At 67.6% G+C, this 26,242-nt stretch carries 26 protein-coding genes; 16 read left to right on the plus strand and 10 right to left on the minus strand.

What is annotated here, in order from left to right; translation table 11 throughout:
- Window positions 1-29: 29 nt before the first annotated feature.
- The 3 genes from IU448_RS02965 to IU448_RS02975 are packed head-to-tail and all read right to left on the minus strand — an operon-like array spanning window position 30 to window position 3,141.
- Window positions 30-2,204 carry an MMPL family transporter gene (locus IU448_RS02965; protein WP_195053927.1) on the minus strand — a complete coding sequence of 725 codons (2,175 nt, stop codon included), beginning with the start codon at window positions 2,202-2,204 and terminating at the stop codon, window positions 30-32.
- Between the two features lie 15 nt (window positions 2,205-2,219).
- Window positions 2,220-2,786, minus strand: coding sequence for a hypothetical protein (locus tag IU448_RS02970; protein ID WP_228812002.1), 567 nt, complete (start codon window positions 2,784-2,786; stop codon window positions 2,220-2,222).
- Between the two features lie 7 nt (window positions 2,787-2,793).
- A complete protein-coding gene (locus IU448_RS02975; protein WP_195053928.1) occupies window positions 2,794-3,141 on the minus strand; it encodes a hypothetical protein in 348 nt (115 codons plus the stop codon).
- Between the two features lie 121 nt (window positions 3,142-3,262).
- On the opposite strand from IU448_RS02975, the gene IU448_RS02980 reads away from it, so the two are divergent.
- From IU448_RS02980 to IU448_RS02990, 3 genes are read left to right on the plus strand one after another with little or no spacing between them, the layout of a single operon-like run.
- Window positions 3,263-4,327 (plus strand): YncE family protein, encoded by a 1,065-nt coding sequence (locus tag IU448_RS02980; protein ID WP_195053929.1) that lies wholly within the window; start codon window positions 3,263-3,265, stop codon window positions 4,325-4,327.
- Entirely contained in the window at window positions 4,327-4,593 is a 267-nt protein-coding gene (locus tag IU448_RS02985) for a DUF5703 family protein (RefSeq protein WP_195053930.1), read from the plus strand. Before IU448_RS02980 ends, IU448_RS02985 begins: the two co-directional genes overlap by 1 nt.
- Window positions 4,594-4,598: 5 nt before the next feature.
- On the plus strand, window positions 4,599-5,675 hold the full coding sequence (locus tag IU448_RS02990) for a quinone-dependent dihydroorotate dehydrogenase (RefSeq protein WP_195054993.1): 1,077 nt from the start codon (window positions 4,599-4,601) through the stop codon (window positions 5,673-5,675).
- Between the two features lie 9 nt (window positions 5,676-5,684).
- Here the strand turns inward: IU448_RS02990 and IU448_RS02995 are convergent, their stop codons facing one another.
- Window positions 5,685-6,065: a hypothetical protein gene (locus IU448_RS02995; protein WP_195053931.1), complete on the minus strand. Its 381-nt coding sequence runs from the start codon at window positions 6,063-6,065 to the stop codon at window positions 5,685-5,687.
- 371 nt (window positions 6,066-6,436) lie between these two features.
- Between IU448_RS02995 and IU448_RS03000 the strand changes: the two genes are divergently transcribed.
- The 3 genes from IU448_RS03000 to IU448_RS03010 all read left to right on the plus strand — a co-directional run bounded on the left by IU448_RS03000 (window position 6,437) and on the right by IU448_RS03010 (window position 10,798).
- Complete coding sequence (locus IU448_RS03000) at window positions 6,437-7,951, plus strand: carbohydrate kinase family protein (protein ID WP_195053932.1); 1,515 nt, start codon at window positions 6,437-6,439, stop codon at window positions 7,949-7,951.
- A 201-nt stretch (window positions 7,952-8,152) separates the two neighbouring features.
- Window positions 8,153-8,827 carry a GTP cyclohydrolase II gene (locus tag IU448_RS03005; protein ID WP_228812003.1) on the plus strand — a complete coding sequence of 225 codons (675 nt, stop codon included), beginning with the start codon at window positions 8,153-8,155 and terminating at the stop codon, window positions 8,825-8,827.
- 141 nt (window positions 8,828-8,968) lie between these two features.
- A complete protein-coding gene (locus IU448_RS03010; protein WP_195053934.1) occupies window positions 8,969-10,798 on the plus strand; it encodes an AMP-dependent synthetase/ligase in 1,830 nt (609 codons plus the stop codon).
- Between the two features lie 67 nt (window positions 10,799-10,865).
- Here IU448_RS03010 and IU448_RS03015 read toward each other — a convergent pair whose 3' ends face one another.
- The 3 genes from IU448_RS03015 to IU448_RS03025 form a co-directional block, all read right to left on the minus strand.
- Window positions 10,866-11,393: a YbhB/YbcL family Raf kinase inhibitor-like protein gene (locus tag IU448_RS03015; RefSeq protein ID WP_195053935.1), complete on the minus strand. Its 528-nt coding sequence runs from the start codon at window positions 11,391-11,393 to the stop codon at window positions 10,866-10,868.
- Between the two features lie 21 nt (window positions 11,394-11,414).
- Window positions 11,415-12,773 (minus strand): M20/M25/M40 family metallo-hydrolase, encoded by a 1,359-nt coding sequence (locus IU448_RS03020; protein ID WP_195053936.1) that lies wholly within the window; start codon window positions 12,771-12,773, stop codon window positions 11,415-11,417.
- A 283-nt stretch (window positions 12,774-13,056) separates the two neighbouring features.
- On the minus strand, window positions 13,057-13,950 hold the full coding sequence (locus IU448_RS03025; RefSeq protein WP_195053937.1) for a helix-turn-helix domain-containing protein: 894 nt from the start codon (window positions 13,948-13,950) through the stop codon (window positions 13,057-13,059).
- Window positions 13,951-14,623: 673 nt separating this feature from the next.
- Between IU448_RS03025 and IU448_RS03030 the strand changes: the two genes are divergently transcribed.
- The 3 genes from IU448_RS03030 (at window position 14,624) to IU448_RS03040 (ending at window position 17,115) form a co-directional block, all read left to right on the plus strand.
- On the plus strand, window positions 14,624-15,079 hold the full coding sequence (locus tag IU448_RS03030; RefSeq protein ID WP_195053938.1) for a pyridoxamine 5'-phosphate oxidase family protein: 456 nt from the start codon (window positions 14,624-14,626) through the stop codon (window positions 15,077-15,079).
- 67 nt (window positions 15,080-15,146) lie between these two features.
- Window positions 15,147-16,031: an SAM-dependent methyltransferase gene (locus IU448_RS03035; protein WP_195053939.1), complete on the plus strand. Its 885-nt coding sequence runs from the start codon at window positions 15,147-15,149 to the stop codon at window positions 16,029-16,031.
- 241 nt (window positions 16,032-16,272) lie between these two features.
- Window positions 16,273-17,115 carry an SAM-dependent methyltransferase gene (locus tag IU448_RS03040; protein WP_195053940.1) on the plus strand — a complete coding sequence of 281 codons (843 nt, stop codon included), beginning with the start codon at window positions 16,273-16,275 and terminating at the stop codon, window positions 17,113-17,115.
- Between the two features lie 136 nt (window positions 17,116-17,251).
- Here the strand turns inward: IU448_RS03040 and IU448_RS03045 are convergent, their stop codons facing one another.
- On the minus strand, window positions 17,252-17,578 hold the full coding sequence (locus IU448_RS03045; RefSeq protein ID WP_195053941.1) for a histone-like nucleoid-structuring protein Lsr2: 327 nt from the start codon (window positions 17,576-17,578) through the stop codon (window positions 17,252-17,254).
- A gap of 204 nt (window positions 17,579-17,782) precedes the next feature.
- On the opposite strand from IU448_RS03045, the gene IU448_RS03050 reads away from it, so the two are divergent.
- The 3 genes from IU448_RS03050 (at window position 17,783) to IU448_RS03060 (ending at window position 20,929) form a co-directional block, all read left to right on the plus strand.
- On the plus strand, window positions 17,783-18,715 hold the full coding sequence (locus IU448_RS03050) for an alpha/beta fold hydrolase (RefSeq protein ID WP_195053942.1): 933 nt from the start codon (window positions 17,783-17,785) through the stop codon (window positions 18,713-18,715).
- A 157-nt stretch (window positions 18,716-18,872) separates the two neighbouring features.
- A complete protein-coding gene (locus IU448_RS03055) occupies window positions 18,873-19,355 on the plus strand; it encodes a MarR family winged helix-turn-helix transcriptional regulator (protein ID WP_195053943.1) in 483 nt (160 codons plus the stop codon).
- Entirely contained in the window at window positions 19,352-20,929 is a 1,578-nt protein-coding gene (locus IU448_RS03060) for a DHA2 family efflux MFS transporter permease subunit (protein WP_324188489.1), read from the plus strand. The genes IU448_RS03055 and IU448_RS03060 overlap by 4 nt, the downstream gene beginning before the upstream one ends.
- A 43-nt stretch (window positions 20,930-20,972) precedes the next feature.
- On the opposite strand, the gene IU448_RS03065 is transcribed toward IU448_RS03060, so the two are convergent.
- Window positions 20,973-22,175, minus strand: coding sequence for a hypothetical protein (locus IU448_RS03065; protein ID WP_195053944.1), 1,203 nt, complete (start codon window positions 22,173-22,175; stop codon window positions 20,973-20,975).
- 136 nt (window positions 22,176-22,311) lie between these two features.
- Between IU448_RS03065 and IU448_RS03070 the strand changes: the two genes are divergently transcribed.
- The 3 genes from IU448_RS03070 to IU448_RS03080 all read left to right on the plus strand — a co-directional run bounded on the left by IU448_RS03070 (window position 22,312) and on the right by IU448_RS03080 (window position 24,239).
- The gene (locus IU448_RS03070; RefSeq protein ID WP_195053945.1) at window positions 22,312-22,599 is read left to right on the plus strand and encodes a hypothetical protein; all 288 of its coding nucleotides are present in this window, start codon (window positions 22,312-22,314) and stop codon (window positions 22,597-22,599) included.
- Between the two features lie 72 nt (window positions 22,600-22,671).
- Window positions 22,672-23,670 carry a hypothetical protein gene (locus IU448_RS03075; protein ID WP_195053946.1) on the plus strand — a complete coding sequence of 333 codons (999 nt, stop codon included), beginning with the start codon at window positions 22,672-22,674 and terminating at the stop codon, window positions 23,668-23,670.
- Between the two features lie 191 nt (window positions 23,671-23,861).
- Window positions 23,862-24,239 carry a hypothetical protein gene (locus tag IU448_RS03080; protein WP_195053947.1) on the plus strand — a complete coding sequence of 126 codons (378 nt, stop codon included), beginning with the start codon at window positions 23,862-23,864 and terminating at the stop codon, window positions 24,237-24,239.
- A 34-nt stretch (window positions 24,240-24,273) separates the two neighbouring features.
- On the opposite strand, the gene IU448_RS03085 is transcribed toward IU448_RS03080, so the two are convergent.
- On the minus strand, window positions 24,274-24,774 hold the full coding sequence (locus IU448_RS03085; RefSeq protein WP_195054995.1) for an SRPBCC family protein: 501 nt from the start codon (window positions 24,772-24,774) through the stop codon (window positions 24,274-24,276).
- 289 nt (window positions 24,775-25,063) lie between these two features.
- Between IU448_RS03085 and IU448_RS03090 the strand changes: the two genes are divergently transcribed.
- Window positions 25,064-26,107 carry an alpha/beta hydrolase gene (locus IU448_RS03090; protein WP_195053948.1) on the plus strand — a complete coding sequence of 348 codons (1,044 nt, stop codon included), beginning with the start codon at window positions 25,064-25,066 and terminating at the stop codon, window positions 26,105-26,107.
- The last annotated feature ends 135 nt before the right edge of the window (window positions 26,108-26,242 follow it).

The raw sequence follows: 26,242 nt of genomic DNA on the forward strand, positions 1-26,242 counted from the left end.
CCGGAGACCAAGCCCCGCGAACCGGCCGACTAGGTCTTTCCGGCGGTCGATGATCCGGACACCGCGGCGTTCGGCTCCGCCACGGGACCGGCCGTGGCGCGCGGCGGTTTCGGCCGCCAGATCAGTTTCAGCACCGCCGGGGTCAGCAGCATGCGGATCACCGTCGCGTCCAGGATCAGCGCGGCGATCATCCCGTAGGCGATGTATTTCATCATCACCAGCTCCGAGAAACCGAACGCACCCGTCACCACGATCAGAATCGCGGCGGCCGAGGTGATCACCCCGCCGGTGTGCGCGATTCCGTACCGGATCGCTTCCGGCGGGTCGGCGCCGTTCGCGCGGGCCTCGGCCACCCGCGACAGCAGGAACACCTCGTAATCGGTGGACAACCCGAACACCACGGTCACGATCAGCACCAGTACCGCGAACATCAGCGGTCCGGGCGTGAAATCGAACAGTTCCGCGCCGTGCCCTTCCACGAAGATCCAGGTCAGGATGCCGAGGGTGGCACCGAGCCCCAGCGCCGACATCGCGACCGCCTTCACCGCCAGGATCAGCGACCGGAACGCTGCGTACATCAATGCCACCGCGGCCACCACCAGCAACAGCGCCAGCAGCGGCAGACCTTCCAGCAACCCGTGGATGCTGTCGCGTTCCAGCGCCGGCACCCCGGCCACCATCACCCGCACACCGTCCGGTTCCTCGATGGCGCGCAATACCGCGATCGCGGTGTCGGCGGCCCGCTCGTCCACCAGGCCGGCTTCCAGCACATTGATTCCGTCCCGGGTGGGTGCCGCAGGTTCGAACGGACCCGTCAGGCCGGGTGTCATATTCGCCTGCAGGCGGATATCGCTCAACTGCGCCGCATCCGCGCCCGTCACCACCAGCCGCAGCGGTTCGGTGCGGAAGCCCGGGAACAAGGCGTCGAATTTCTCCTGCGCCACCCGGGCCGGATTGTCCTGCGCCAGGTATTTCTCGCTCAATCCACCGAACTCGATATGCCGGAACGGCACCATCAGCAGCAGCAGGCCCAGAACCACCGGCACGATCACCGCCCACGGCCGCGCCATCGCCCGGACCGCCAGCCGGGAGAAGATCCCGCGATCGATTTCGGCCTCGGTACCGGCACGGGCGAACCGGTGCCACTGCCACAGATCGATACGCCGGCCGACGATCGCCAGCATGGCCGGGAGGGCGGTCACCGACAGCACCGCCGCGAGCAGCACCGAACTGATACCGCCGTAGGGCACCGACCGCAGTACGCCGTTGGGGTAGATGAACAACGCTCCCAGGCTCACCGCGATGATCGCCGCCGAGAACACCACCGTGCGACCTGCCGTGGCCACCGTCCGCGATACTGCCTCCTCCACGCTGCGGCCCGCCGCCAGCTCTTCCCGGAACCGTGTGACGGTGAACAGACCGTAGTCGATCGCCAGACCGAGGCTCACCAGGGTCACCACCGCGCTGGCGAATACGTTCACTTCGATATGGCCGGTGAGCAGCCGCATGATGCCCTGGGTGCCGAGGATCGTCATACCGCCGACGAGTACCGGTAGCAACGCCGCCACCACCCCGCCGAAGACGAAATACAGCAGCAACGCCACCAGCGGTAGCGCGATCATCTCCGCGCGCCGGATATCGTCCTGCATCCCGGTGTTGATGCCCTCCACCACCGGCTGCAACCCCGCCAGCTGCACCGTTGTCCCGGCCGGCCCGGCCCCGGGGGTGTCCGCCGCGAGGTCGGCCTCGATCGCGAGATAGTTCTCGACCGTCGCCGAACCCTCCCCGCGCAACCCGATACTCGCGAACGCGTACGTCCGGGAATCGTCGGCGAACTGTGCCGACAGGGCGCTGTCCCAATAGCTGTCGATCCGCAGCACCCGATCGGGATGGTCGCGCAGCAGAGCCGCCAGCTGCGCGGTCACCGCCGTCCGCACCTGCGGATCGTCCACCGTCTTCCCCGGTGGGGCGGTGTAGAGGGCGATCACATCGCTGTCTGTATCGCGACCGAAGGTGGCGTCGGCCAGTTTCGAGGCCGCCACCGATTCACTGGATTCGTCGAACCAGCCTTCCTGGGTGAGCCGATCCGCCAGATCCCGCCCGTACAGACCGGACAGCGCGACCACGAACACCGAAATCACCAGCACCGCGATCCGGTGCCGGTACACGAAACGACCCCACCGCCGGGTCCCCGCCGCCACCATTGCGCCGGACCGCGGCTAACCGCAGGCCGCAGTGCGGTAGTCGGCCGAACGCAGGATCCCGCACAGATCGGTCCGCGACAGCTTCCACACACCGTCGAGGTAGATGAAGTGCACCACCGTCGTCCGGACCGCGGTGCCCGAACCGTCCTTGTCCAGGCGCAATGTCGCCGTCACAGTACCGTCGTGATTGTCGAACACCGGATCGGTCACCCCGTAGACGGCACGGGGATTGTCCTGCAATGCCTTGTACATATCCGGGATCGCCTCCCGGAACGCCTCGCCGTCCTCGATCAACGCCGTACGTTCCGAATCGGGCAGCGCCGGATCCAGCGCCCGCTTGATCTGATCGTCCAGTTCCGCCGCCGTCGGCAGGGTGCGCGACGCCAACTCCCGTGAGGTCGCCGACGCCGAGGACGACAATGCCGCCTTGGCCGACGAGCGGGCCGCCGCCACCGAATCCTCGTCGGCACCGGTCCCGCAGCCGGTGAGCAGCACCAGCGCGGCCACAGCCGCCACGGCGCAGCCCGCACGCAGTGCGCGCATCGGCCGGGGAACAGCTGTGTACCGCATCACGTCCTGCATACCACTCTCACTGCCTGCCTTCGATCACCGAGCCGATACGTGCCAGCAAGGCCCGTACCGTCGGAACATTACGGCCCCCCGGCGGGGAAGTCGCCCGGGGCAGCAGATCCCGCACCGAGGCGACCACACTGCGCGCGTCGTCGAGATCGATATCGGTCACCTGGGTTTCGGCCACGGCCACCACATCCTCCGGCCCCGGCACCTCCGAATCGAGATCCGGACGGTAGATCTCCACCTGCAGGGTCGCCCGGACCGTGCGAAACGCGAATGTCCGTCCGTCCCCGGTCCGGCCGAACCCGTGCGCGAACGGACCCGTCGTCACTTCTTCGGCGGAAAACCCCGGCACCTCGTGCATCGTCGACTCCTGAACTCCGCACCGTCTGATCCGTACGGTAACCCGCCCCGTCCACGACCCGCCGCCGACACCCCACACCCCGCCGATACAGGCGACTACCCCGTCGTGATCGAATAATCCAATGCAGTATCGGTCGTTTCCGGGCACAGCGAGACGAACGCGGCGCCGGCAACGCCGCGGTACCGTCGTCGTGGTGCTGCTCGCCGCCGCCCTGCTGGCGGGTTGTTCCGGCGAATCCGATTCCGGTGCCGGCGATGCGCCTACGCGCGAACCGGCGACCCCGGCGGTATCTCCGCCCGTGGCCGCCGCCCCGGCCGGGGACGTGTATCCGGTGCCCGCACCGCTCGTCTCCCTGGCCGCCGATCCCGGCAGCAGTTTCCTCGCCGGTCTCGACCCGGCCGGTACCACCCTGGTGGTGCTCGACCCCGCGACGGCGCCGCCCACCGGCCACGAGGTTCGCCTGCCCACCCCGGCCCGCGACCTCGCCGCCGGAAACCCGGGCGAATTCCTCGCCGCGGGCGACGGTGTGATCCTGCGAATCGACGCCGCCGCCCGCACGGTCACCGAGGTCCCGGTCGACGGGGATCTGCGGACCGTCCGGGCCCGTCCGGACGGCACTCTGATCGCCGGGACGGCCGACGGCCGTGTCCTCGTCCTGGACGGCACGGGCGAGATCCGGCACACCGTCGGCGGCCTGGCCTCCGCCGACGGGATCGCTCTGACCGGCGACACCCTCGCCGTCCTCGACCGCCGCCAGACACTGCTCACCGAGATCGAACCCGGCTACGACAACCTGGGGCTGGCGTTACGCGCCGGAACCGGCGCCGTCAACGTGCTCGAGGCGCCCGACAACCGGGTCGTAGTCACCGACCCCGACAGCGGTCAACTGCTGGTGTTCACCACCGAACCGCTCGTCCTGCGACAGCGCTACCCGGTAGGATCGTCGCCTTACGCACTCGCCTATGACCGGGGTTCTGACACCGTATGGGTGACGTGTACGCAGAGCAACGAGATCGTCGGCTACGACCTGTCGACGGGAGCGCCGCGGGAGGTGGGCCGCTACCCCACCGTCCGGCAGCCGAACGCGGTAACCGTCGACGCCGATACCGGCGACCTCTATATCGGCTCGGCCACCGAACCGGGTCTGCAACGGATATCCGCGGACCAGCGCGAGAGAGGGCAGTGATGGCATCCACTCACCGTGGCGCGGCGACGCGGGCGAAATTCCCCGCCGAATGGGAAACCACCGGCGACGACTACGAGTACATCCCCCTGCGGCTCCCGCCCGACGTCACCCGCGTGACCGCGTCCATGCGGCTCGCCATCCAGGCCGAATTCGGCGGCTGGGAACTGTCGCGGGTCCGCGCCTATACCGACGGCAGCCGGCGGGTCCTGTTGCGCCGGCGCAAACCCGCGCTCACCAGCCCGGCGGGGCATACCACGGAGCTATGAGCGTGCTGTACCGATTACTTTTGCGTCTGATGTTCCTGGTGCCACCGGAGCGGATCCACCGCCTCGTCTTCGGAGTGATCCGCGCGGCCACCGCATTCGCTCCCGCCCGCGCGCTGTTGCATCGCCTTTTCGCCGTACCCGACCCGATCCTGCGCACTCGCGTGTTCGGGGTCGATTTCCCGGCGCCGCTCGGGCTCGCCGCCGGTTTCGACAAGGACGCCACCGGGGCGAACGCCTGGGGTGCGCTCGGCTTCGGGTTCGCCGAGGTCGGTACCGTCACCGCCGAGGCCCAGCCGGGTAATCCGCAACCCCGGTTGTTCCGGTTGCCCGCCGATCGTGCCCTGATCAACCGGATGGGTTTCAACAACCGCGGGGCGGCCGTCGCGGCCGCCCGACTGCACGGCCGCGTGCCCTCGGTGCCCATCGGCGCCAATATCGGCAAAACCAAAATCGTGCCCGCCGAGCAGGCGGCGGGCGATTACGCCACCAGCGCCCGTCTGCTGGGGCCGCATGCCGATTTCGTGGTCGTCAATGTCAGCTCCCCGAACACTCCCGGGCTCCGGGACCTGCAGGCTGTGCAGTCGCTGCGTCCCGTACTGACCGCGGTGCTGGAGAGCGTGCGGGTGCCGGTGCTGGTGAAGATCGCGCCGGACCTGTCCGACGAGGATGTCGACGCGGTGGCCGACCTGGCCGTGGAACTCGGCCTGGCCGGGATCGTCGCAACCAACACCACCATCGGGCGCGACGACCTGCACAGCGATCCCGGCGAGGTCGCGGCCATCGGCGCGGGGGGACTGTCCGGGCCGCCGGTGGCCGACCGTTCCCTGGAGGTCCTGCGCCGGCTCTACGCCCGCGTCGGCGGACAGCTCGTGCTGATCTCGGTCGGCGGTATCGAAACCCCCGACCAGGCCTGGGAGCGGATCCTGGCCGGGGCGTCACTGCTCCAGGGTTACACCGGTTTCATCTACGGCGGGCCGCTGTGGACGTGGCGGATTCACCGCGGGATCGCCGAACGGTTGCGCGCCGGCGGCTATCGCAGCCTGGCCGACGCTGTCGGCGCGGGTGGGGCCGGCAACCGCTGACCGGTCCGGTCAGGAAACCGAACCGCTGCGGATCGCGCCGGGATCGTCGTGGTATCCGGTGGGTACCGTAACCGGCTCGTCCCGCATGATCCGCGCCTCCGCCAGCCTGTCCTCGACACGATTGGCGAGCAGAACCACGACCTGTTCGAACACCAGCCCCAGTTGCTCGGCCTGCTGCCGCGCCCAGCGCAGCGCGGCATTGTCGTACACCAGCTCCGGGTCGGACAGAATCTCGTCGAGTTCCATTGCGGCATAGGCCTGTTCGAACGACAGGGCTCGGCCGGGCAACCAGCTCAACAGCCACGACGATCCGTGACGGGTCTGCACGCGCTCGGCGAATTCGAGGGAGATACCGCTGGTCATCTGCCAGTCGGTGATTTGGATGGTCACAGCTGCCTCCTCAGGGGGCTCGGCACCGAGACCGGGCCGGGCCTACAGCCGGCGCGGCTTCGCTGCCGTCGGGTAAGGGGGACTGCCGGGCGCTCAGCGCGCCGTCGCGGAGGATGCCTCCGGATCCGCCCCGGTGCAGGAGACGCATCGGCATGCCGCTGGATAACGGTGTCCGCGGAACCGGGCTGTCGTCATTGTCATCACCAGGCCCTCCCGTTCCTCTGCTCGAGGGAAACGCTGGTTCCAGTGTGTCATTTGACGGTTCCGTGAGTCAATGTCGATGTCAAACGCCGTCCTGCACTATGGTTATTGCCATCGATGACCGGGTCGAAACCCCTCGGCGACGGCGAAATACGAGAAAGGCGTGCCGTATGTCCCCCACCGACGACACCGCCATCGTCGCGATCCGCAATATCCTGACCCGGCTGTGCAAACGCTCCGGACTCAGCCCCGACCGCCTCGCCACCACCGAAATCGATATCAGTCCCCTCCTCGATCTCCCGGTCATCCGGCGTCACGCCGCCACCCACGGCACCACCCGCACCGCGGCCGTACTCCCTGTCGTCCGCGACCACGCGCGCCGTCTTCCCGCGACCCACCGTGTCATCACCGACGCCGAACTATCCCTCGGCCTACTGCGTGAATCCGAAACCACCGGAATCGACCCCGACGATCTCTACTCGCAGGACCTCGGAGACCGCCGCGAATACCTCTCGGCGCATTGGCGCCTGCTGCACGAGATCGCCGACGCCGATGCCATCCCCCCGGCTCCCACCGTGCGCTCGCTGCGCGCCACCCCCGAACGGCGCGCCTTCACCGCACTGGCCGCCCTGCTGGTCACCGGAAATGTCTACACCGACGCATCCTTCCCGCGCGACGCCACCCACCGCGGCAGCCCCGGCCGGATCGGCACACTCACCATCGTCGGCGACGCCGTGATCGACCATATCTACCGGGTCGACGAAATCCCCGACGCCCGCGGGTTCGCCCGCGGCCGGTTCAGCGACAATCCGGGCGGTAAAGGACTCGACCGCGCCGTCGCCGCCGCCCGCCTCGGCCTCGACGTCCGGCTGGTCAGCGCGGTCGGCGACGACGAGGCCGGGCACCGGATCCTCGATTATCTCCGTGCCGAGAAGGTCGATACATCGCTGGTCAAGGTCGTTCCCGACGCCGCTACCCCCATCACCGCGCTCATCGTCGGCAAGACAGGTATCGCGGGCACCATCTTCTGCGAGGACGACCGCATCCGGCTCACCACGGCCGAACTGACCGGACCGGCAGTCCGCGCCGCACTCACCGAAACCGATGCGGTCCTGGTGACCCTGGAACCACCCTTACCGGTGATCGAACGGGTCCTGTCCACCCTGCAGACCCTCCCCAAACGACCCACCCTGCTACTGACCGCGGCCGATGTCGAAACCCCCCAGGTGTTGTACCGCTACCTGTCCACCGTCGACTACCTGATCGGATCGACCCAGGAACTCGACAGTATGGTTCCCGAGATACCCGCTCGGTCCGGCGCCCATATCGCCCAGCAACTCCAGATGCTGGGCACCCGCGTCGTCTGCGTTGTCGAGGATTTCGGCTGCACCGTCCGCTCCGACCGGCTCGCCCTCGATATCCCCCGTTTCCAGGCCGCGGCGCTCACCGATGTTCCGGGCTCGCGCGGCGCCTTCTCCGCCGCACTGGTGTACCGGCTGCTGTCGCGCCCCGCGGTCGCCGACGACGACGGCGAGCCCGCTCGCCGGGTCGCCGACGAACACGACTACACCTGGGCGACGGCTGCCATGGTGGCGACCCAGTCGTTCGCCGGTGACGTACCCGGCGCGATGCCCACCGCCGACGAGGTGGACCGTATCCTCCGACTCACCGCCGAAAGACACTGAACGACCCCGTCCGATGAGGAGTCCGCCCGGCCATCGGGCGCACCGACCCGCCGCGCACGGAGTGCGTGTGCGCAGGCGTAAAGTCACCTATCGGCCCGCCATCGCACGGGAACGATGTCCCGGTCGGCGGGCCGAGCGCGCTGCGGTAGCTCGGCCCCACCATCCTCGCGGTACCGACAGAACATCGAAGGAGTATCGACCTTGACCGCAGCCGCGGAGGCCTCCGCTGCCGCCACCGGACACCGGTTCACTCGGCACGGCCACGAGTCACCGCTGACGGTTTTCACCGTCGACGACAGGCCCGAACTCGGTCACATACTGGTCTTCGGCCGGCCCGCCGACGGTTGCCTGGTGCGGATCCACTCCCGCTGTCTCTACGGTGAAGCACTCGATTCGCAGGACTGCGATTGCGGCCCCGAACTCCGCAAATCCCTCGATCTGATCCAGGAAGCCGGCGACGGAGTGCTGGTCTACCTCGAACAGGAAGGGCGTGGCGCCGGACTCATCGCGAAAGCGCTGGGTTACCGGGAAGCCGAACGCACCGGCACCGATACCTTCACCGCGTACCGCAACCTCGGATACCCCGAAGACGCCCGCAGCTATGCGCACGCCGCAGCCGGCCTGCGCAAGCTCGGGCTCACCCGGGTGCGGCTGCTCACCAACAATCCGGACAAGGTCGCGGCCCTGCGCGCCGCGGACATCGCCGTCACCCCCGAGCCGCTGTATACACCGCCGCTCAGCGAACGGGCGGCTGCCTATCTGGAGGCCAAGCGGCGCCACCGCGGGCACTGGATCCCGGCGAGTGAACCGGTACAGGTTCCTGCGCGGGGTGCCGACCGGACGCCGGAGCAGCAGGCCGCGGGCACTCTTCGCTGACCCAGACAGAACTGTCCCATCGGCGCCGTTCCCCCGCTACCATTGGTGATCCGCGTCACTCGCCGGTCGCCAGGGCCCGTACGGCATCCGGCGGTAACCTACGGCGAGTGTTCCGGAACCCCAGCACCTCGGGAACGGACCATGACCACAGATATCGACTACACCCACCGCACCGGCGCCACTGTCAGCACAGTGCCCGCGGCCTTCCAGCAGACCCTCACCCTCCGCCCGGACGCGGTCGCCCTGCGCACCGTCGGCGGCACCCAGGAGATCACCTGGCGGGAATACGGGCACCGGGTCCGCAGTCTCGCCGCGGGCCTGGCCGCACTCGGGCTCACCCGCGGCGACACCGTGGGCATCATGCTCACCAACCGGCCGGAGTTCAACCTCCTCGATACCGCCGCCCTGCACGTCGGCGCCACCCCGTTCTCCGTGTACAACACCTGTTCGGCCGAACAGATCGCGCATGTTTTCGGCAATGCCGGCAACAAGATCGTCATCACCGAGCAGCAGTTCCTCGGCACCATCCGCGCCGCGGGCGTACCGATCGAACATCTGGTCGTCGTCGACGGGCCGGCCGAAGGCGCGACCACGCTCGCCGACCTCGAGGCGAACCCCGATCCCGAGTTCGATTTCGACACCGCCTGGCAGGCCGTGGAGGCAGCCGACCTCGCAACCCTCATCTACACCTCGGGAACCACCGGGCCCTCCAAAGGCGTCGAGCTGACCCACAGCAATGTGCTGGCCCAGATCCTCGCTCTCACCAGCGGCCCGCTCGACGTCGGGATCGACGACCGCGCGCTGTCCTACCTGCCCGCCGCCCATGTCGCCGACCGCATCTCCGGGCACGCGATCAATCTGGTCACCGGTATCCAGATCACCACCGTTCCCGACCCCCGGGAGATCGCCGCGGCACTACCCGACGCCCGGCCGACCGTCTTCTTCGGAGTACCGCGCGTCTGGCAGAAGATCAAAGCGGGCGTCGAGGCCAAACTGGCCGCCGAAACCGGGGCCAAGAAAGCCGTCGCCGACTGGGCCGTCGCCACCGGAATCGCTGCCGCCAAAGCCGATCTGGCAGGTACGGGCCGCGGACCGCTGCTGACCGTCCAGCATCGCATCGCCGAAAAGCTGCTGCTGGCCAAAGTGCGGGCGGCGCTCGGTCTGGGCGAACTCCGTGTCGCCTCCTCCGGCGCGGCACCCATCCCGCCGGAAACTCTCGAATTCTTCCTCGGTCTCGGTTTCTGCGTCTCCGAGGTATGGGGTATGTCGGAAACCACCGGCGTGGCCACCTACACCGAACTCGACAAACCCAGGCCCGGAACTGTCGGCCGCGCCGTCGACGGACTCGAACTCCGGCTCGCCGACGACGGTGAGGTACTGGTGCGCGGCCCGATCATCACCCACGGCTACCGCGCCATGCCCGAGAAGACCGCCGAGGCAATCGATACCGACGGCTGGCTGCACACCGGCGACGTCGGCACCCTCGACCCCGACGGGTACCTGCGCATCGTCGACCGCAAAAAAGAGATCATCATCAGCGAGGGCGGAAAGAATATCGCGCCGAGCAATATCGAGAACGCCGTCAAGGCTGCCTCGTCGCTCGTCGGGCAAGCGGTGGCCCTCGGCGACGCCAAACCCTATATCACCGCGCTCATCGTGCTGGACCCCGATATGGCGGCCATCCGCGCGAAGGAAATCGACGCCACCGACGCCGATATCGCCACCCTCGCCCGGCATCCCCGTATCGTCGACGACGTCCGGGCCGCGGTCCAGGCCGGTAATACGAAACTGTCCCGGGTCGAACAGATCAAACGGTTCACCATCGTCGATACCGTCTGGGAACCCGGTGGCGACGAACTCACCCCGAAGATATCGCTCAAACGCGCACCGATCGCGGAGAAATACGCCGAACAGATCACCGCGCTCTATGCCGACGACATACCCGCCACCGTGATCGACGTACGCGGCTGAGCCGATCGCACGCCGAACACAGCAGTGTGGCCCCCGGAACCACCAGGGGCCACACTGTTGTCGCGAATCATTTCTGTTCGTAGGTACCCACCAGCGTCGCCCGTGCCAGCGTGTGCGAGAACAGATTGAACCCGAGGAAAGCCGGAGTGGCTTCCGGCGGCACACCCAGTGATTCGACGTCCACCGCGTGTACCACGATGAAGTACCGATGCGGACCGTGTCCGGCCGGCGGCGCCGCGCCGACATAGCCGGCGAAGCCGCCGTCGTTGCGCAACATCACCGCGCCCGCCGGCAGGGTGCCGCCCTCACTGCCCGCACCCGCCGCCAGTTCGGTGACCGTCGCGGGGATATCGGCCACCGCCCAGTGCCAGAAACCGGAAGCCGTCGGCGCGTCCGGGTCGTACACCGTCACCGCGAAACTCTTCGTCTCCGCCGGGAAACCCGACCAGCTCAGCTGCGGGGAAACATCCTTACCGCCGGCCCCGAACACACCGCTGACCTGGTCGTTGCCGAGCGGCGCACCGTCGGACACATCGGCGGACGTCACGGTGAACGACGGCACCGAAGGCAAGGCGTCATAGGGGTTGTAGGTCATGGAAACCTCTCTCGAATCGGATCAGCTGTGCAACAGAAAGTGTTCCAGGACATCGGTGCCGAATTCGAGGGCATCGACCGGCACCCGTTCGTCGACGCCATGGAACAGCGCCGCGAAATCCAGTTCCGGCGGCAACCGCAGCGGAGCGAACCCGAAGCACCTGATCCCCAGGTCCGCGAACGCCTTCGCGTCGGTACCGCCGGACAGCATGTAGGGCACCGTACGCCCCTGCGGATCGTGCGCCAGGATCGCCTCGTTCATCGCGTCCACCAGGTGACCGTCGAAAGTTGTTTCGTAGGAATCGAGTTTGGTGACCCATTCCCGTTCCACGTCCGGGCCGATCAGTTCGTCCACTTCGCGTTCGAATTCGGCCAGGCGGCCGGGCACCACCCGGCAGTCCACCACCGCCTCCGCCGTCTGCGGGATCACATTGGCCTTGTAGCCGGCGTTCAGCATGGTCGGGTTCGCCGTATCGCGCAGGGTGGCGCCGATGATCCGGGATATCGACCCCAGCTTCGCCAGCGTGCCCTCGATATCCTTACTGCCCGGATCGAACGCCAGTCCCGTCTCCTCCGACACCGCCGCGAGGAACTCGGCCACGGAATCGGAGAGGACGAGCGGGAAGGTATGCGTGCCCAGGCGGGCCACCGCGGCCGCCAGGATGGTCACCGCATTGTCCTCGTGCAGGAACGACCCGTGCCCGGCCCGGGCCTTCGCCCGCAACCGCATCCAGCCCAGACCTTTTTCCGCGGTCTCCACCAGATAGAGTCGCCGTTCACTGCCGTCGGGACGGGGCACGGTCAGGGAGAAACCACCGACCTCGCCCACTGCCTCGGTGATGCCCGCGAAGAGATCCGGCCGGTTCTCCACCAGCCACTGCGACCCCCATTTCCCCCCGTTCTCCTCGTCGGCCAGGAACGCGAACACCAGATCGCGCGGGGGTACGGTGCCCTCGATCTTGAACTGGCGGGCCACCGCCAGCATCATTCCGACCATATCCTTCATATCGATGGCGCCGCGGCCCCAGACGTAGCCGTCCTGCACCGCGCCGGAGAAGGGATGCACACTCCAGTCGGCCGCCTCGGCCGGCACCACATCGAGATGCCCGTGCAGCAGCAGGGCACCGCGGCTCGAATCGGCGCCCGGTAGCCGCGCGAAGACATTACCCCGGCCCGGCAGGCCGGATTCCACGTACTCAGTTGTATAACCGGCGTCCTCCAGCTGCCGGGCAACCCACTCGGCACACTCGCGTTCCCCCTTGGTGGTCGCCGGGTCGCCGGTGTTCGAAGTGTCGAAACGGATCAGCGAACTGACCAGATCCACCACCTCCGATACGGCGCGGGAACGAGCGGAGCCAGAGTTATCACCTGTCGCGGCCACGCACCCTTCCTACCATCAAGCCCGTCATTGATTCGTTTCGGTGGTGTTGTGCAATGCGTACGTCGGCGACGGACGGCAATGAAAATAGTGTGATGCGCATATCTACGTATGAACATTGTGCCGATTGTCCGCTCGGGCAGTTGCCGCTGCAATTCCCGTGGTCCGTTCGCCCGGGAACGACTGTCCGGGCCCACAATGCGCATGAAGGCGTGACCCACGCGGTTCGAACACTGCCCCCAACCGCCTCCCGGTGACAACTGCCGGCCGACGGCACGCGGTGATCCTATTTGTCGGAGAGGTCGCTGAGCACCCGGCGCAGGTAATCGCGGCTCTCCCCCGGAGTCGGGGCGATGACGCTGAGTTTGTTCATAACGGTCATATACACCTCCACCTCGTGCTTTTTCTCGAGGTAGTTCGAGGTGGTCAGCTGTTCCATATAGACCATGTCCGGCAGCTCGGGCTCCGGGAAACGCAGGATACTGAACGAACCACCCGCGGCGGGATGTCCACCGACCTCGTAGGGCAGTACTTGGATCTTCACGTTCGGCCGGTCGGATACGGCGATCAGATGTTCGATCTGACCGCGCAGCACCGGATAGCCGCCGACCGGCCGACGGAGTGCGTTCTCGTCCACCACCGCCCACAGGGTGGGAGCCGAGGCGCGGCTGAGGATCTCCTGGCGGCGCATCCGCACACCCACCCGGCGTTCGGTGTCCTCCTCGTTGAACAGTTTGATCACCGAGCGCGCATAGGCTTCGGTCTGCAGCAGGCCGGGGACGAACTGCGCCTCATAGGTGCGGATCGTTGTCGCGGCCTGCTCGAGGCCGATATAGGTTTCGAACCACGGCGGAAGCAGATCGTTGAACGGCTGCCACCACCCCGGATCGTTCGCCTTCTTCATCAACTCCAGGTAGACGGAGAGCTTCTCCGGATCGTCGACACCGTAGAGCTTCAGCAGATCCACCAGATCGCGTTCCCGGAACCGGGTGCGGCCCAATTCGAGGCGGCTGATCTTGGCGTGCGATCCGCGGATATGCTCTCCCGCATCCTCGCGGCTGATACCGCATGCCTCACGCAGTTGCCGCAGGCGGCTACCGAGCGATATACGCAATACGGTGGGTCCGCGGTCGGCTTCCGCCTTATCCGGGAGATCGGAATCGTCCTGCTCGTTAGTCATGATCGCCTCTGGCCAGTTCGTGCTGTGCTGCATCGTTCGGCGCCCGCCACCGACGAACCGCACCGGTCGGCAGGCGATCCTACTCCGTGGTAGGGACAAATTTCCGGTAACGCGCCCGCGGCGGGCGCAACCGGCATCCACACGGCAACCCGTTGCCGTGCACCTCGGCCCGAATTCTACAGCGCCGCATATCCGTAGCTTCTCCAACGTTTACGCGCGATATCGCGATTGGTTGCGTAAACTCCCCCACGACACGACGATCCGGCCTCATGAGCACGAAGACCTGGGGAGATGATACCGATGAGGGCACCGGAAGCAGGTGCGGGTACCGCGGAAGCAGTTCCCAGCATACCGCCTGCCCGCCCGAATCGCGACAGCCCGGCAGTCGGCCCGGGAACGTGTCCCCCGGCGCGCCCGGCGGCCGGGCACCGGAGCCGGCCGGCGCCGCCCGTCGGCCCCGCTTCCGGCTACGGCCGGGGCGACCGGGCGGGTCTCCGTAACCGATTGGGCGGCAACCATTCACCGTCGTGCCCACGATATCTCCCGGACTGTTCCGCATCGGCGCGGACCGCTAGGCTCGCGCGCAACCATCCCGGCCCGGATTCGCCGCGACTGCAGCGGCATTTCGAGAACGAATCACCACCTTGCACACCGAGTAAAACTGGAGGACCGCATGTCCGATGAACTCACCGCCACCGAGATCCGCAAGAAACTGACCGAGGTCCTCACCCATTCCAGTATCGACCTCGCGACCTCCAAAGACGGTGTCAACTGGGCCACCAGCGCGTTCTTCGCCAACCTCGACGAAGACCTGTTCCGGCTCACGCTGATCCTCGAGAACCGCGGTCGCACGCTCGACCAGCTCAGGGCCAACCCCAACGTGGGGGTGAAGGTGGTGCCGGGCGGTATCGCCGATCCGTTCGCCCAGGGCCTCGGCACGGTGACCCTGCGCGACGACAGCGAACGCGACGAAACCTTCCAGGCGTTGCTGCGCAAGGAACCACAGGTCGAACCGTTCTTCGCGTCTCCGGTCACCGCGGTGGTCATCGATATCGACTGGTGGCGGGTGACCCATCTGGGTGGCGGCTGGCTGCCGGGCAAGGTACTCGAACGCGGAAACGGAGCCTGAGCGCACGCCCGCTGCCGCACGGTCCTACCATCACGCTGTTCGATCGTTAATGCAGAGAGAGGTTTTCATGGCCGAACCGGCTCCTCGGACGGGCGTTCGTGCACCGGTCGGGGTGGACACCACCCGGCCGAGCATCGCACGCGTCTACGACTACAGCCTCGGCGGCAAGGACAACTACGACGTCGACCGTGCGGCATTCGAGCAGATCCTGGAAGTCGCGCCGCGGCAGGGCGACGTCTCCCGGATGAACCGGCGCTGGCTGCACCGGGTCGTCAGGTATCTGGCCGGGCCGGCCGGAATCGACCAGTTCCTCGATATCGGTGCCGGTCTGCCGACCGTGGGCAACACCCATCAGATCGCGCAGCAGGAGAATCCGGAAGCCAAGGTCGTCTACGTCGACAATGATCCGGTGTGCAACGCGCACGGCCGGGTCCTGCTCGAACAGAACGAGAACACCCACTTCGTCTCCGGCGACGTCCTCGAAAAGGGCACCCTGCTGGAGAACAAGAGTGTTCTGCAGTACCTGGATCCGGATCGGCCGATCGCGATCATCCTGTGCGGGCTGCTGCATCACGTCGATGACGAACTCGACCCACCGGCGGTCATGCGCGAATACATCTCCCGGCTACCGGCCGGATCGTATGTCGCGATCACCAATTTCTGGGATCCGGCGGACGAGAATCCCGAACTCCACGCGCTCGCGAAACAACTCGAGCGGGCTTTCACCGAAATGGGTCTGGGTTCGGGGTGGTACCGGACCCGGGAGCAGCAGCTCGAGTACTTCGAGGGTCTGGAACTCGTGGCGCCCGGGTTGACCGAACTCGAGGACTGGTGGCCATCGGGTCCGCCCACGCGGCCGCGACTGCCGGAGGAACAGGTCGTGATCGGCGGAGTCGGGTACAAACCGGGTGCTCCCGCGGTCCGGCTGCACAGTGTCGACGGAGTGGGATAGCCGGGTCGGGCGTCGGCCGGCGCGCTGCGGGACGGGTTTCCGGAACAGATTGTGCGGCACCGTATTCGATTCCGTCACGGCGCGAACCGCAACAGCAGGCCCCGCTCCGCCGCACAACGAGGCGAAGTGTGTTGCCGCGCACGGTGATCACGATATTGCCCGAGTCCCGGTCACGTTCTACGCTGAGTGATCCGACTCACACTTCGTTCGTCCAGTTCATTCTGCGCAGAGAGAGGTCGATATGGCCGAGCCGGCTTCCCGGATCAGCCCCCGCAAACCCGTTGGAGTGGATACCACCCGCGCCAGTATCGCCCGAGTCTACGACTACAGCCTCGGCGGTAAGGACAACTACGATGTCGACCGCTGCGCCTATCAGCAGATCCTGGAAGTCGCGCCGCGGCAGGGCGATGTCTCCATCATGAATCGCCGCTGGCTGCATCGCGTGATCCGGTACCTGACGGGGACCTCGGGGATCGACCAATTCCTCGATATCGGCGCCGGGCTGCCCACGGTCGCCAATACGCACGAGATCGCCCAGCAGCTCGATCCGGACGCCCACGTGGTCTACGTGGACAACGATCCCGTGTGCAATGCACACGGCCGGGTGCTGCTCGAACAGAACGAGAACACCCATTTCGTCTCGGCGGACCTGCTGGAACCGGGTACCCTGCTGGGCAATTCCGATATCACCAAATTTCTGGATATGGACCGGCCCCTCGGGCTCATCCTGTGCGGACTACTGCACCATATCGACGAGCATTTCGATCCGGTGGGCATGATGCGCGAGTACGTCGAATTGTTGCCCGCGGGGTCCTATCTCGCGATCAGTCATTTCCACGACCCCGGCCCGCGGGATCCGGAACTGCACGCGCTGGCCCGCGAGCTCGAACACCGTTTCACCGAAAAGGGGCTCGGTTCCGGGTGGTATCGCACCACCGAGGAGATCCTCGAGTACTTCGGCGGTCTCGAACTGGTTGCGCCGGGCCTGGTTCAGCTGGACGATTGGTGGCCCGCCGGTCCACCGCTGCGTGAGCGGTTTCCGGAGGAGAAGGTCATGGTGGGCGGTATCGCCTACAAACCCTGAGATACCACCGGCGGTATTTACCACGAAACCGCCGCACTCGGTCAGAACGCCCCAGAAAACGGAAACGAACCCGGCCGCACACCACATACGGCCGGGTGAAAACGCAGTCCGCTCAGCCGGTCACAGCACCGGAATATCAGCCGTTCACTGCGTGGAACGCGGCCAGCACCCCGGCCGGGATGCGGCCGCGTGCCGATACCTCGTGCCCGTTGCGCTGCGCCCACTCCCGGACCACCTTCGCCGAGGCCGACCGGCCCGCCCGTTCCCGCTTTGTCCGCCCGGGTCGTCCGGCCCGGCGGGCGAACGGCGTCCATTTTCCGAAGACTGCGCGCAATTCCCCCGCGTTGGCTTCGGTCAGGTCGATCTCGTACGTCACGCCCTCGAGTGCGAACACCACCGTCTCGGCTGCGGGTGATTCGCCGTCGAGGTCATCGATCAAACTGATGACGACCTTGCGCGCCATGGGCCTACTCCTCCGATCCCCGAATACATTGCCAGCTATGACATCAACATCCCCGCGGCGGTGCGAAATCCGGGCCCGCCCGCAGCACCGGCACCGCTACCTCTCCCGGGGGATGTGAGCATACCGCTATGGGTGAACGTCGCGACGCCGGGGCGGAATCCGGGCCGGCGGGCTACGGTGACGGGCAGATCAGAGAGGACCGGGATGAACACACACCGCGGGGACGAGCCCGAGACCTTGGAATTCGGACTCCCCCACTTGGCGATGACCGCCCTCGCCTGGGGTGCGCCGGACGGCCGACTCGCGCTGTGCCTACACGGTTTCCCGGACAGTGCGTGGACCTGGCGCCGGCTGGGGCCCGCCCTGGCCGCGCGCGGTTTCCGTGTGATCGCGCCCTTCACCCGGGGGTACGCCCCGACGGCGGTACCGGCCGACGGTGTCTATCACCTCGGCGCTCTCGCCTACGATGCCCTCGCGATCCATCGCGCGTTCGGCGCTCCGGACGATGCCGTACTCATCGGGCACGACTGGGGCGCATTGACCGCCAACACGATTGCCGCCGATCCCGACTGCCCGTTCCGGCGCGTGGTCTCGCTCGCGGTACCCCCGGTCCCCGGTATGCGCCCGCGGCGAGTGGCGACCCTGCGGTCCGCGGGGGCGTATCTGCGGCAACTTCGGTACAGCTGGTACATCCTGTTCAACCAGCTGCCCGGGGTCGCCGAACGTACACTCGACCGGCTGGTGCCCCGGCTGTGGCAGGACTGGTCCCCGGGCTACCCGGCGGCGGCCGATATCGCCCATGCGCTCGATGCCATGCCCGTGGGGGCACATCGGACCGCCGCGCTGTCCTACTACCGCGCGTTCCTGCGGGTGACGGCGAAGGTTCCCGAACCGTATGCCCGACCACACCGGTTCTGGGATCGGGCACCGCAGGTGCCGATGCTGTATCTGCACGGTTCGGCGGATACGACATTGCATCCGGCGTTCACCGCCGGGGTCGCCGATGTCCTGGCCCCGGCGGGCGGGGCCGTGGAGGTGATCCCGGGCGCCGGCCACTTCCTGCACCTGGAGCAGCCCGAGCCGATCGCCGGACTGATCGGCGACTACCTCACCGGCGGTTCCGCGCCGCGGAACTGAGCGGTTCCGACGTCCCGGCCGGTCGGCGGTATCGGGGGCTCCGGCCGGTTCGTCGGCTCGTCCGCCGGTGATGCGACCGCACGGCCGGTTATGTTTCCCATCACAGACGCGATAATCCCGCTTCCGCAACTATTACGGGAACCCATATCATCGCGCGGTGGCAAGTGAGGCGGAAACGGGCATACTGATCGAGCATTTCGTGCTCGCGGTCTGCGATCCGGGACGGTGGGAAGGGGTGGACCGGCTCGCCGAACTGGATCTCACACTGGCGCAGGCGCGAGTCCTGTTCAGTGTCGTTCGGCGCAGCGAACCGCAACCGATCCACACCATCGCGGGTGCACTCGGCCTGTCGATGACCGCAGCCGGCCGCAATGTCGACCGGCTGGTGCGCCTGGGTCTACTCACCCGGGAGGAAAGCCCGACCGACCGGCGGGTGAAACTGGTCGGCCCCACCGAGGACGGGCGTCAGCTCGCCTGGGATCAGATCGCGATCCACCGCGCGACGATCGACCAGGTGGTTGCCCGTCTCCCCGAACCGCTGCGGGCCGACCTCTGCCGGGTCCTCACCGCTGTCCTCGAATCCGGGGCCATACACAACGTCGTGGCGTGCCCCCCAGCATCTTCAGGAGATATTTCGTGAACGCAAGTCCAGCCCCCGCGCCCGCCGCGGGGGCGGCCCCGGAGAAGATCGACGCATCAGTGCTGAAACTGGCCGGTGTCGTCGTTCTCGGGTCCATCATGTCCATCCTGGACATCACGGTGGTGAACGTCGCCATGCCGACGTTCCAGTCCGAATTCGACGTCGCCAACTACTCGACGGTCGCATGGACCGTCACCGCCTACACTCTCGCGCTGGCCACCGTCATCCCGCTGACCGGCTGGGCGGCGGACCGCTTCGGCACCAAACGCCTCTACATGATGGCGCTGCTGTTGTTCACCGCCGGATCGGTCCTGTGCGCACTGTCGTGGAACATCGGCGCACTCATCGGTTTCCGGGTTATCCAGGGCCTCGGCGGCGGCATGCTCATGCCGCTGGGCATGACCATCATGACCAAGGCCGCCGGCCCCGAACGGATGGGCCGGTTGATGGCCATCCTCGGCGTCCCGATGCTGCTGGGCCCGATCCTCGGCCCGATCCTCGGTGGCTGGCTGATCGAGGACGCGTCCTGGCACTGGATCTTCCTGATCAACCTGCCGCTCGGCGCGATCGCCATCGTCTACGCCTGGTTCGCCCTGCCCAAGGACGAGGCACAGCCCACCGAGAAGTTCGATTTCGTGGGCATGCTGATGCTGTCACCGGGTCTGGCGCTGTTCCTGTACGGCATCTCCTCCATCCCGGAGGAGGGCACCGTCAACACCCCGAAGGTGTGGGCGACCATGCTGGTCGGCGGCGCGCTCGTGGCCGCGTTCATCATCTACTCGTTCAAGCCGAAGAACCCGCTGCTGGATCTGCGGCTGTTCCAGAACCGCGATCTGACCGTTGCCACCATCACCATGTTCCTGTTCTCGGCGTCGTTCTTCGGCGGCCTGCTGCTCATCCCGACCTACTTCCAGCAGGTACGCGGTGAGAGCGCGCTGATGGCGGGTCTGCTGGTGGCGCCGCAGGGCCTCGGATCACTGCTCACCATGCCGATCGCCGGCATGCTGGTGGACAAGGTGCCGGTGGGCCGGGTCGTCCCGGTCGGCCTGGCAATTCTCACCGCGACCATGTTCGGCCTGACACAGATCGGCGCCGACAGTTCCTACTTCTACGTCCTCGGCGTGCTGTTCGTCATGGGTCTCGGTATGGGCCTGACGATGATGCCGCTGATGACTGCCGCGCTGCGCACGCTGAAGGAGGTGCAGGTGGCCCGCGGGTCCACCCTGCTCAACATCATTCAGCAGATCGCCAGCTCGGTGGGTGTCGCGGTGATCTCGGTCGTGCTCACCAACCGGATGCAGAGCTCCGAGGCGGTCGCGGCCGGTCAGGCGATGATGGAGGCGCAGAAGACCGGTGCCCAGCCGGATCCCTCGGTACTGCAGTACCTGGCGAGCATGGGCGACAAGTTCGAGCAGATCATGCTGGGCGAGATGGCGGATGCCTACGCGACCAGTTTCTGGGTCGCCTTCGTGCTCTGTGTGGTGACCGTCGTCTTCTCACTGCTGCTGCCGCGTAAGGCGAGTTCGGTGCCGGAATCCGGCGAGAACGCTCCGGCACCGGTGCTCATGCACTGATTACACCGGAACGGACCACACCGCCCGCCCGAACCCAGCCGGTTCAGGCGGGCGGTGCCGTATTCCGGAACCATTCGAGGATCTGCGGGAGCGCCGCGCGGACGGTGTCCCCGTGGTCCGGATCGCCGAGTTCGATCAGCTCGGCATCGGCGCCGAGTTCGGCTTTCAGACAACGCTGCGAGTTCTCGAACGGCACACTGCGGTCACCGGGGGCGGCGTACAACCGGACCGGAACACCGGCCGTCCAGTCGCAGACGGCATCGCTGTCGGCCATGGCCCGCAGGGCGGCGCCGGCGGGGTTCCGCGCCAGGGACAAGAATTCCGGGGTGAGCAACTCCTGCGGAGTCCGCGGGAGACCCGCCCCGATCCGCAGCAGGTCGTGGCGGCCGTCGAACAGTTCCTCGACGCGCTGCGCGTACGGTTGCCGGAATGCTTCGGCGGGCTCGTCGTACAGGTGATAGATACGGTTCATGGCAGTGATCCAGTACGCGAGGAAGACCACCGCCTGCCGCGGATCGACTCGCCCGTCCAGCGCGGCGGGGGCCTGGACCTCCTGCACGGCGTAGGGCCCGCTCACCGCGGCCACCGCGCGCAGACCGAACCCCTCCACGTCTCCCTCACGCAGATCCCGGGCCAGCGCGAGCGCTGCCTGTCCGCCCTGTGAGAAGCCGGTGACCAGAACCTCGGGGCGGAGCTCACGCCCGTGCCGGCCGAGCAACTCGCGGGCAGCGAGCAGCAGGTCCGCGGACGCGGTGCCCGCCGACGGCGCGTGCGCATAGGGATGCGGTCCCGGCCCGGTACCCAGGCCGAGGTAGTCCGGTGCCACGGCTAGGTAGCCGGCGGCGGCGAACAGGGTCGCCCGGGCGCGATCGGCTTCTCCGGCTTCGGTCGGCGCCTCGTCGCGGCGCACGATCGTGCCGTGGGCGTAGGACACCGCGCGCAGGTGCGGTGTATCGGTATCGGGCACCACCACCAGGCCGCTGGCGGTGGTGGGAGCACCGTCCGGGGCGACGGTGCGGTATTCCACCCGATATCGACGGACCCCGCCGGCCTGCGTCAGGGGATATGCCCACTTGTCGAGATAGGCGGCGGTTTCCGGACCGTCCATCGCCGGCATCGGGGTCGCCGACACGATCTGCCCACGATACTCCGGAGCGATCGCCCGGGGGGCGGTGGAACCGCAGGCGGCGACCGGCGCGAGCAGCACAGCAGCCAGCAGCGTCAGCAGTACCCGGCCTGCGTACACCGTTCACCTCCCGGCGGATGGATGGACAGTGAGATGGACGCTACCGAAGCGATACCGTGCCGGGCGAAGCGGTGCGGTGGGGATGCGGCGGTTGTGGCCCGGTCCGTGACCGACCGGCGCTCGGGCAGTCCCCGGGGTGTTCGATGATCTGCAGATTTCGCGAAACGTCTACCACGCCATGGGCGATGACATCGTCGTGGACGCAGAAGTCATACCCCCGGCCGAGCGGCGGGATACGGTGCGGCGCTTGATCGCGCTGTGTCATACCGTCAACGATCTCGTCGCTGTCGCCGAAGCGGATCCGGGCGGCGGCGAATCCACGGCGCTGCTCCTGGAGCACGCACACCGTATCCAGGCTGTGTTACGCGATACCGTGGTCGACCTGGTGGCCAACGGACACGCTCGCCGGTCGGATGCGGCGTAACGCCGAAAATGCCGGGCCCCGCGGTGCTTCCGGGCCTATTCCCAGTAGTGGGCGCAGAAATACACTGGGGTGATGGCCAAACCGACCCCCTGGGGCCGCGGCGCCGGCGCGGACGCCGCCGGCACGGTGGGCTCCGCGTTCGCCGGTACCCCGGGCGGCGCGGCAGCGGCCACCGGACCGGCCGACGACCGAACCGAACGCTGGAACCGGCACCGGGCAACCGCCGCCGCCCTACTCCGGCGGACGCGCGATCGCGCCGAGGATATCCGCACCGCACCGCGGCTGAGCGGTAAATGGGGCTATGTGCTCAGCGCACTCGGGGGCGTCGTCACCTTCATCTTGATGTTCCAGCATTGGATGGTGGCCCGCGGCCCGGACGGGATGGCCGCGGCCACGGCCTTCGGGCGAATCGATACGACCAGCCGGTACCTGGCCGTATGGTCGTCCAAGGGAGCGCCGCCGGCCGCCGATCTGACGGGTTCGTGGGCGGTGACCGCCAGCGCCGCGATCGCGGTCACGCTCGCCGCGGTCGCGATCTACATCGTCACCGACTCACCGCGTTTCGCCCGGGTCGCCACCGGCGCGGCCGTGCTCACCGCCGTACTGGTCGTGGCGAATCTGCTGTATCTGACGGCCCGGCAGAAAAGCCTGAAGAATATGACGGCGCGACGCTGGGATCTCGGCGGGCAGATCGGTTCCTGGATCGACTGGGCGTTCAATGACGGCACCAAACCGGTGGCCGGTCTGAACCAGATCGAATACGTGGCCTCGGGCACGGTCACCGCCGCCGCGATCACCGCGGTGATCGTCGCGGTGGCCGGGGCGGTGATCGCGGTCGCGATGATGCCGCGGCCCGCTGCGGGGTCGTCGTGGCTGCCCTGGCGGATCAGCGTATCCCGGGCGACCACGGCGAATTACGTGGCCGCGGGCACTGAACGACCACCGGATCCGGTGTCCACGGTGGATACCGCGGTAACCCGATCGGAAGAGTCACGGTCGGCCGACGGTGGCCCGCCCGCGGACGAGTCCGGAGCGTCCGCATCGGCGGACCCGGGGCCACCGCAACGCTAGGTGCGGCCCAGCCCACGCCATCCGGCTCGTGCCGGCCGACAGACCCGGTCGTCGCCGGCGCTGCCAGGTACCGGCCACGCCGTGTAGTGTCGCGCGCGTGCCGGATCGGTTGCGGCACAGGCAAGCTTCTGAAACACCGTCCAGCGGCCCTGTCGGCTCGAGTGATCGCGAGGCATATGTTCACCCACCAGATGTCCACCGACTACCCCGTCGCCCCCATTCCGGACGAAGCCTACGGTCGCGGCGCGCCGTTGCCGCCTCCGCGCGAGACCGATCTGGTGATCACCGCGTTGCTGTGGTTCCTGCTCGCCACCCTGGCCATCGTCTCGGTGGTCATCTCCCCGTGGTTCCTGCTGGCGATGGGCGTCTGCGAAGGACGTACCGGCTGCAGTACCGATCCGAGCACCGGCAACTGGATCATCGTGCTGGGCGGCTGCTTCGGGTTTCTGCTCGGGGCCGCCACCTCGGTGAACGCGGCACGCAGCGGGCGTGCGCTGTATCCGGGCGCGTTGATCGGTGTCGCACTGGTGCTGGCCGCTTGGCTGGCGGGTTCGCTGCTGATGGGCTGAGGTGGGACGGACCGGCGATCCGTCCCGCTCGCCTTCACGGCCGCGCGGGGGCGAACCTGCGGTCGGTGTAGCGACGCAGGTTGGCCAGGAACCGGCGGAATGCCATATTCATCAAGGGTGTTGCCGCGAACGCCGTGAAACGCGCGGGTCCGGCCAGCCGCTGCGCGAGGGTCCAGGTGAGCCGGCACCCCTCGGGTGTCGGCTCGATCCGGTAGTCCTCGGCGAACGCCGTCAGGGCGCCGGTGGAGCAACTGTTGAACCGAAAGGCCATCCGCGTATTCGGTTCCCAGACCAGGAATTCCTCGTCTCCGGCCAGCCCGCCGCGCATATCGACCACCCGGGTCGTCCCGACACCGCGGGGTTCCGGGCTGGTCCAGGTGACCTTGGTGATCACGCTCGCCCACTGCGGCCAGGATTCGGCGTCGGCCAGCACCTCGAACAGCTGCTCGGGGGTGATCGCCAGATCCACACTGTTACTGCATCGCACCGGCGCGTTCTCGATGAATTCGAGCCCGACCCGTTCACAGGGGCGCATCGTGCTCATCGCCGGCCACCGCCGATCGTATGCTCCGGTCCTCGATTCGCACGGGTTTCCATGCGCCTGTTCCTCTCGTCGCTCGGCACAGCCACGCAATACCGGCTGCGCACCGATCGTGACACCTGTCCAGTCGTATGTCCATATCCCGGGAGCCGCCGCCGGCGCCGCGGCACTCCAGCGGAGCGGGTTGGGATCGGTGGCAGGGAACGGCACGGCGTCCTGGCCCACATCACAGAGTTCCACGGAACCGTGCCCGCCCGGCCACCGGGCACAATAACTTCCGGCGATGCGACACCGACGCCGCACGCACCGGGTACTGCTCGCCACCGTGGCCACACTGGCTCTCGCACCCCTCGCGGTCTCCCCGGGGGCCGCCGCGCCCGCATACCCGGATTCACTCGGCGCCCCGGCGTCCCCGGAAACGCCGGCTACCCGGATAACCGGCAGCCGGGCACTCGGCGGGCGCGCGGTCGAACTGGCCGTGTACTCGGCCGCGATGGGCCGGGAGATCCCGGTACGGGTACTGCCGGCCGTGGACCCGGCGGCCACGGCCCCGGTGCTGTACCTGTTGAACGGGATCACCGGCGGCAGCGAAGGGGGCAACTGGTTCGATCGCACCGACCTCACCGAATTCTTCGGCTCCGAGCAGGTCACCGTCGTCAATCCGATCGGCGGAGCCGGCAGCTGGTTCACCGACTGGCAAGCCGACGACCCGGTGCTGGGCCGTCAGCGCTGGACCACATTCCTGACCACCGAACTTCCGCCGTTGATCGACGCCACCTACCGCGGCAGCGGCGCCGACGCACTCGCCGGAGTCTCGATGGCCGCGGCGTCGGTGTTCCAGCTGGCGCTCGCCGCACCCGGCCGGTACCGCGCGCTCGGCTCCTACAGCGGCTGTGTCCGGACCAGTGATCCGCAGGGCCGCGCGCTGGTCGAGCTCGTGGTGCGCAGCAACGGCGGGAATCCGGTCAACATGTGGGGCCCGCCGCAGGACCCCGCGTGGCCGGACAACGATCCGTTCCTGCACGCCGAGCAGTTACGCGGGACGGTCCTGTATATATCCTCCGGCACCGGTACACCCGGCGCCCTGGACACCATGGACGGCCCGGGGATCCGGCGCGATCCGGGTAAATTGCTCGACCAGCTGCTCATCGGCGGACTACTGGAGACGGTTACGGCGAGATGCACGGCCCGGCTGGGGGAACACCTGGCCGATCTGGGTATCCCGGCGACGGTGGCGTTGCGCCCCGACGGCACCCATTCCTGGGGGTATTGGCAGCGGGAACTGCATGATTCGTGGCCGCTGTTCGCGGCGGCATTGAATGGGTGAACGCAACCGCGCTGGGCTACTTCACAATTCGGCACGTACCCCCTTGTGTGGTGACGGAAGTTTGTCCGGAAGCCATTCCAGAGACCCGAACCGCATCGGTAGCATCGGCCCCAATGTCGTAGCCGCACCGGATAT

Origin of the sequence: Nocardia flavorosea (assembly GCF_015477805.1) — a bacterium.
Taxonomy (GTDB): Bacteria; Actinomycetota; Actinomycetes; order Mycobacteriales; family Mycobacteriaceae; genus Nocardia; species Nocardia flavorosea_A.

What these genes read in the sequence shown, in the direction of transcription:
- IU448_RS02965 (WP_195053927.1), bottom strand. Translation starts at nt 2,204, where the DNA reads ATGGTGGCGGCGGGGACCCGGCGGTGGGGTCGTTTCGTGTACCGGCAC.
- IU448_RS02970 (WP_228812002.1), bottom strand. Translation starts at nt 2,786, where the DNA reads ATGCAGGACGTGATGCGGTACACAGCTGTTCCCCGGCCGATGCGCGCA.
- IU448_RS02975 (WP_195053928.1), bottom strand. Translation starts at nt 3,141, where the DNA reads ATGCACGAGGTGCCGGGGTTTTCCGCCGAAGAAGTGACGACGGGTCCG.
- IU448_RS02980 (WP_195053929.1), top strand. Translation starts at nt 3,263, where the DNA reads ATGCAGTATCGGTCGTTTCCGGGCACAGCGAGACGAACGCGGCGCCGG.
- IU448_RS02985 (WP_195053930.1), top strand. Translation starts at nt 4,327, where the DNA reads ATGGCATCCACTCACCGTGGCGCGGCGACGCGGGCGAAATTCCCCGCC.
- IU448_RS03000 (WP_195053932.1), top strand. Translation starts at nt 6,437, where the DNA reads ATGTCCCCCACCGACGACACCGCCATCGTCGCGATCCGCAATATCCTG.
- IU448_RS03010 (WP_195053934.1), top strand. Translation starts at nt 8,969, where the DNA reads ATGACCACAGATATCGACTACACCCACCGCACCGGCGCCACTGTCAGC.
- IU448_RS03015 (WP_195053935.1), bottom strand. Translation starts at nt 11,393, where the DNA reads ATGACCTACAACCCCTATGACGCCTTGCCTTCGGTGCCGTCGTTCACC.
- IU448_RS03025 (WP_195053937.1), bottom strand. Translation starts at nt 13,950, where the DNA reads ATGACTAACGAGCAGGACGATTCCGATCTCCCGGATAAGGCGGAAGCC.
- IU448_RS03030 (WP_195053938.1), top strand. Translation starts at nt 14,624, where the DNA reads ATGTCCGATGAACTCACCGCCACCGAGATCCGCAAGAAACTGACCGAG.
- IU448_RS03035 (WP_195053939.1), top strand. Translation starts at nt 15,147, where the DNA reads ATGGCCGAACCGGCTCCTCGGACGGGCGTTCGTGCACCGGTCGGGGTG.
- IU448_RS03040 (WP_195053940.1), top strand. Translation starts at nt 16,273, where the DNA reads ATGGCCGAGCCGGCTTCCCGGATCAGCCCCCGCAAACCCGTTGGAGTG.
- IU448_RS03045 (WP_195053941.1), bottom strand. Translation starts at nt 17,578, where the DNA reads ATGGCGCGCAAGGTCGTCATCAGTTTGATCGATGACCTCGACGGCGAA.
- IU448_RS03050 (WP_195053942.1), top strand. Translation starts at nt 17,783, where the DNA reads ATGAACACACACCGCGGGGACGAGCCCGAGACCTTGGAATTCGGACTC.
- IU448_RS03075 (WP_195053946.1), top strand. Translation starts at nt 22,672, where the DNA reads ATGGCCAAACCGACCCCCTGGGGCCGCGGCGCCGGCGCGGACGCCGCC.
- IU448_RS03080 (WP_195053947.1), top strand. Translation starts at nt 23,862, where the DNA reads ATGTCCACCGACTACCCCGTCGCCCCCATTCCGGACGAAGCCTACGGT.
- IU448_RS03085 (WP_195054995.1), bottom strand. Translation starts at nt 24,774, where the DNA reads ATGCGCCCCTGTGAACGGGTCGGGCTCGAATTCATCGAGAACGCGCCG.
- IU448_RS03090 (WP_195053948.1), top strand. Translation starts at nt 25,064, where the DNA reads ATGCGACACCGACGCCGCACGCACCGGGTACTGCTCGCCACCGTGGCC.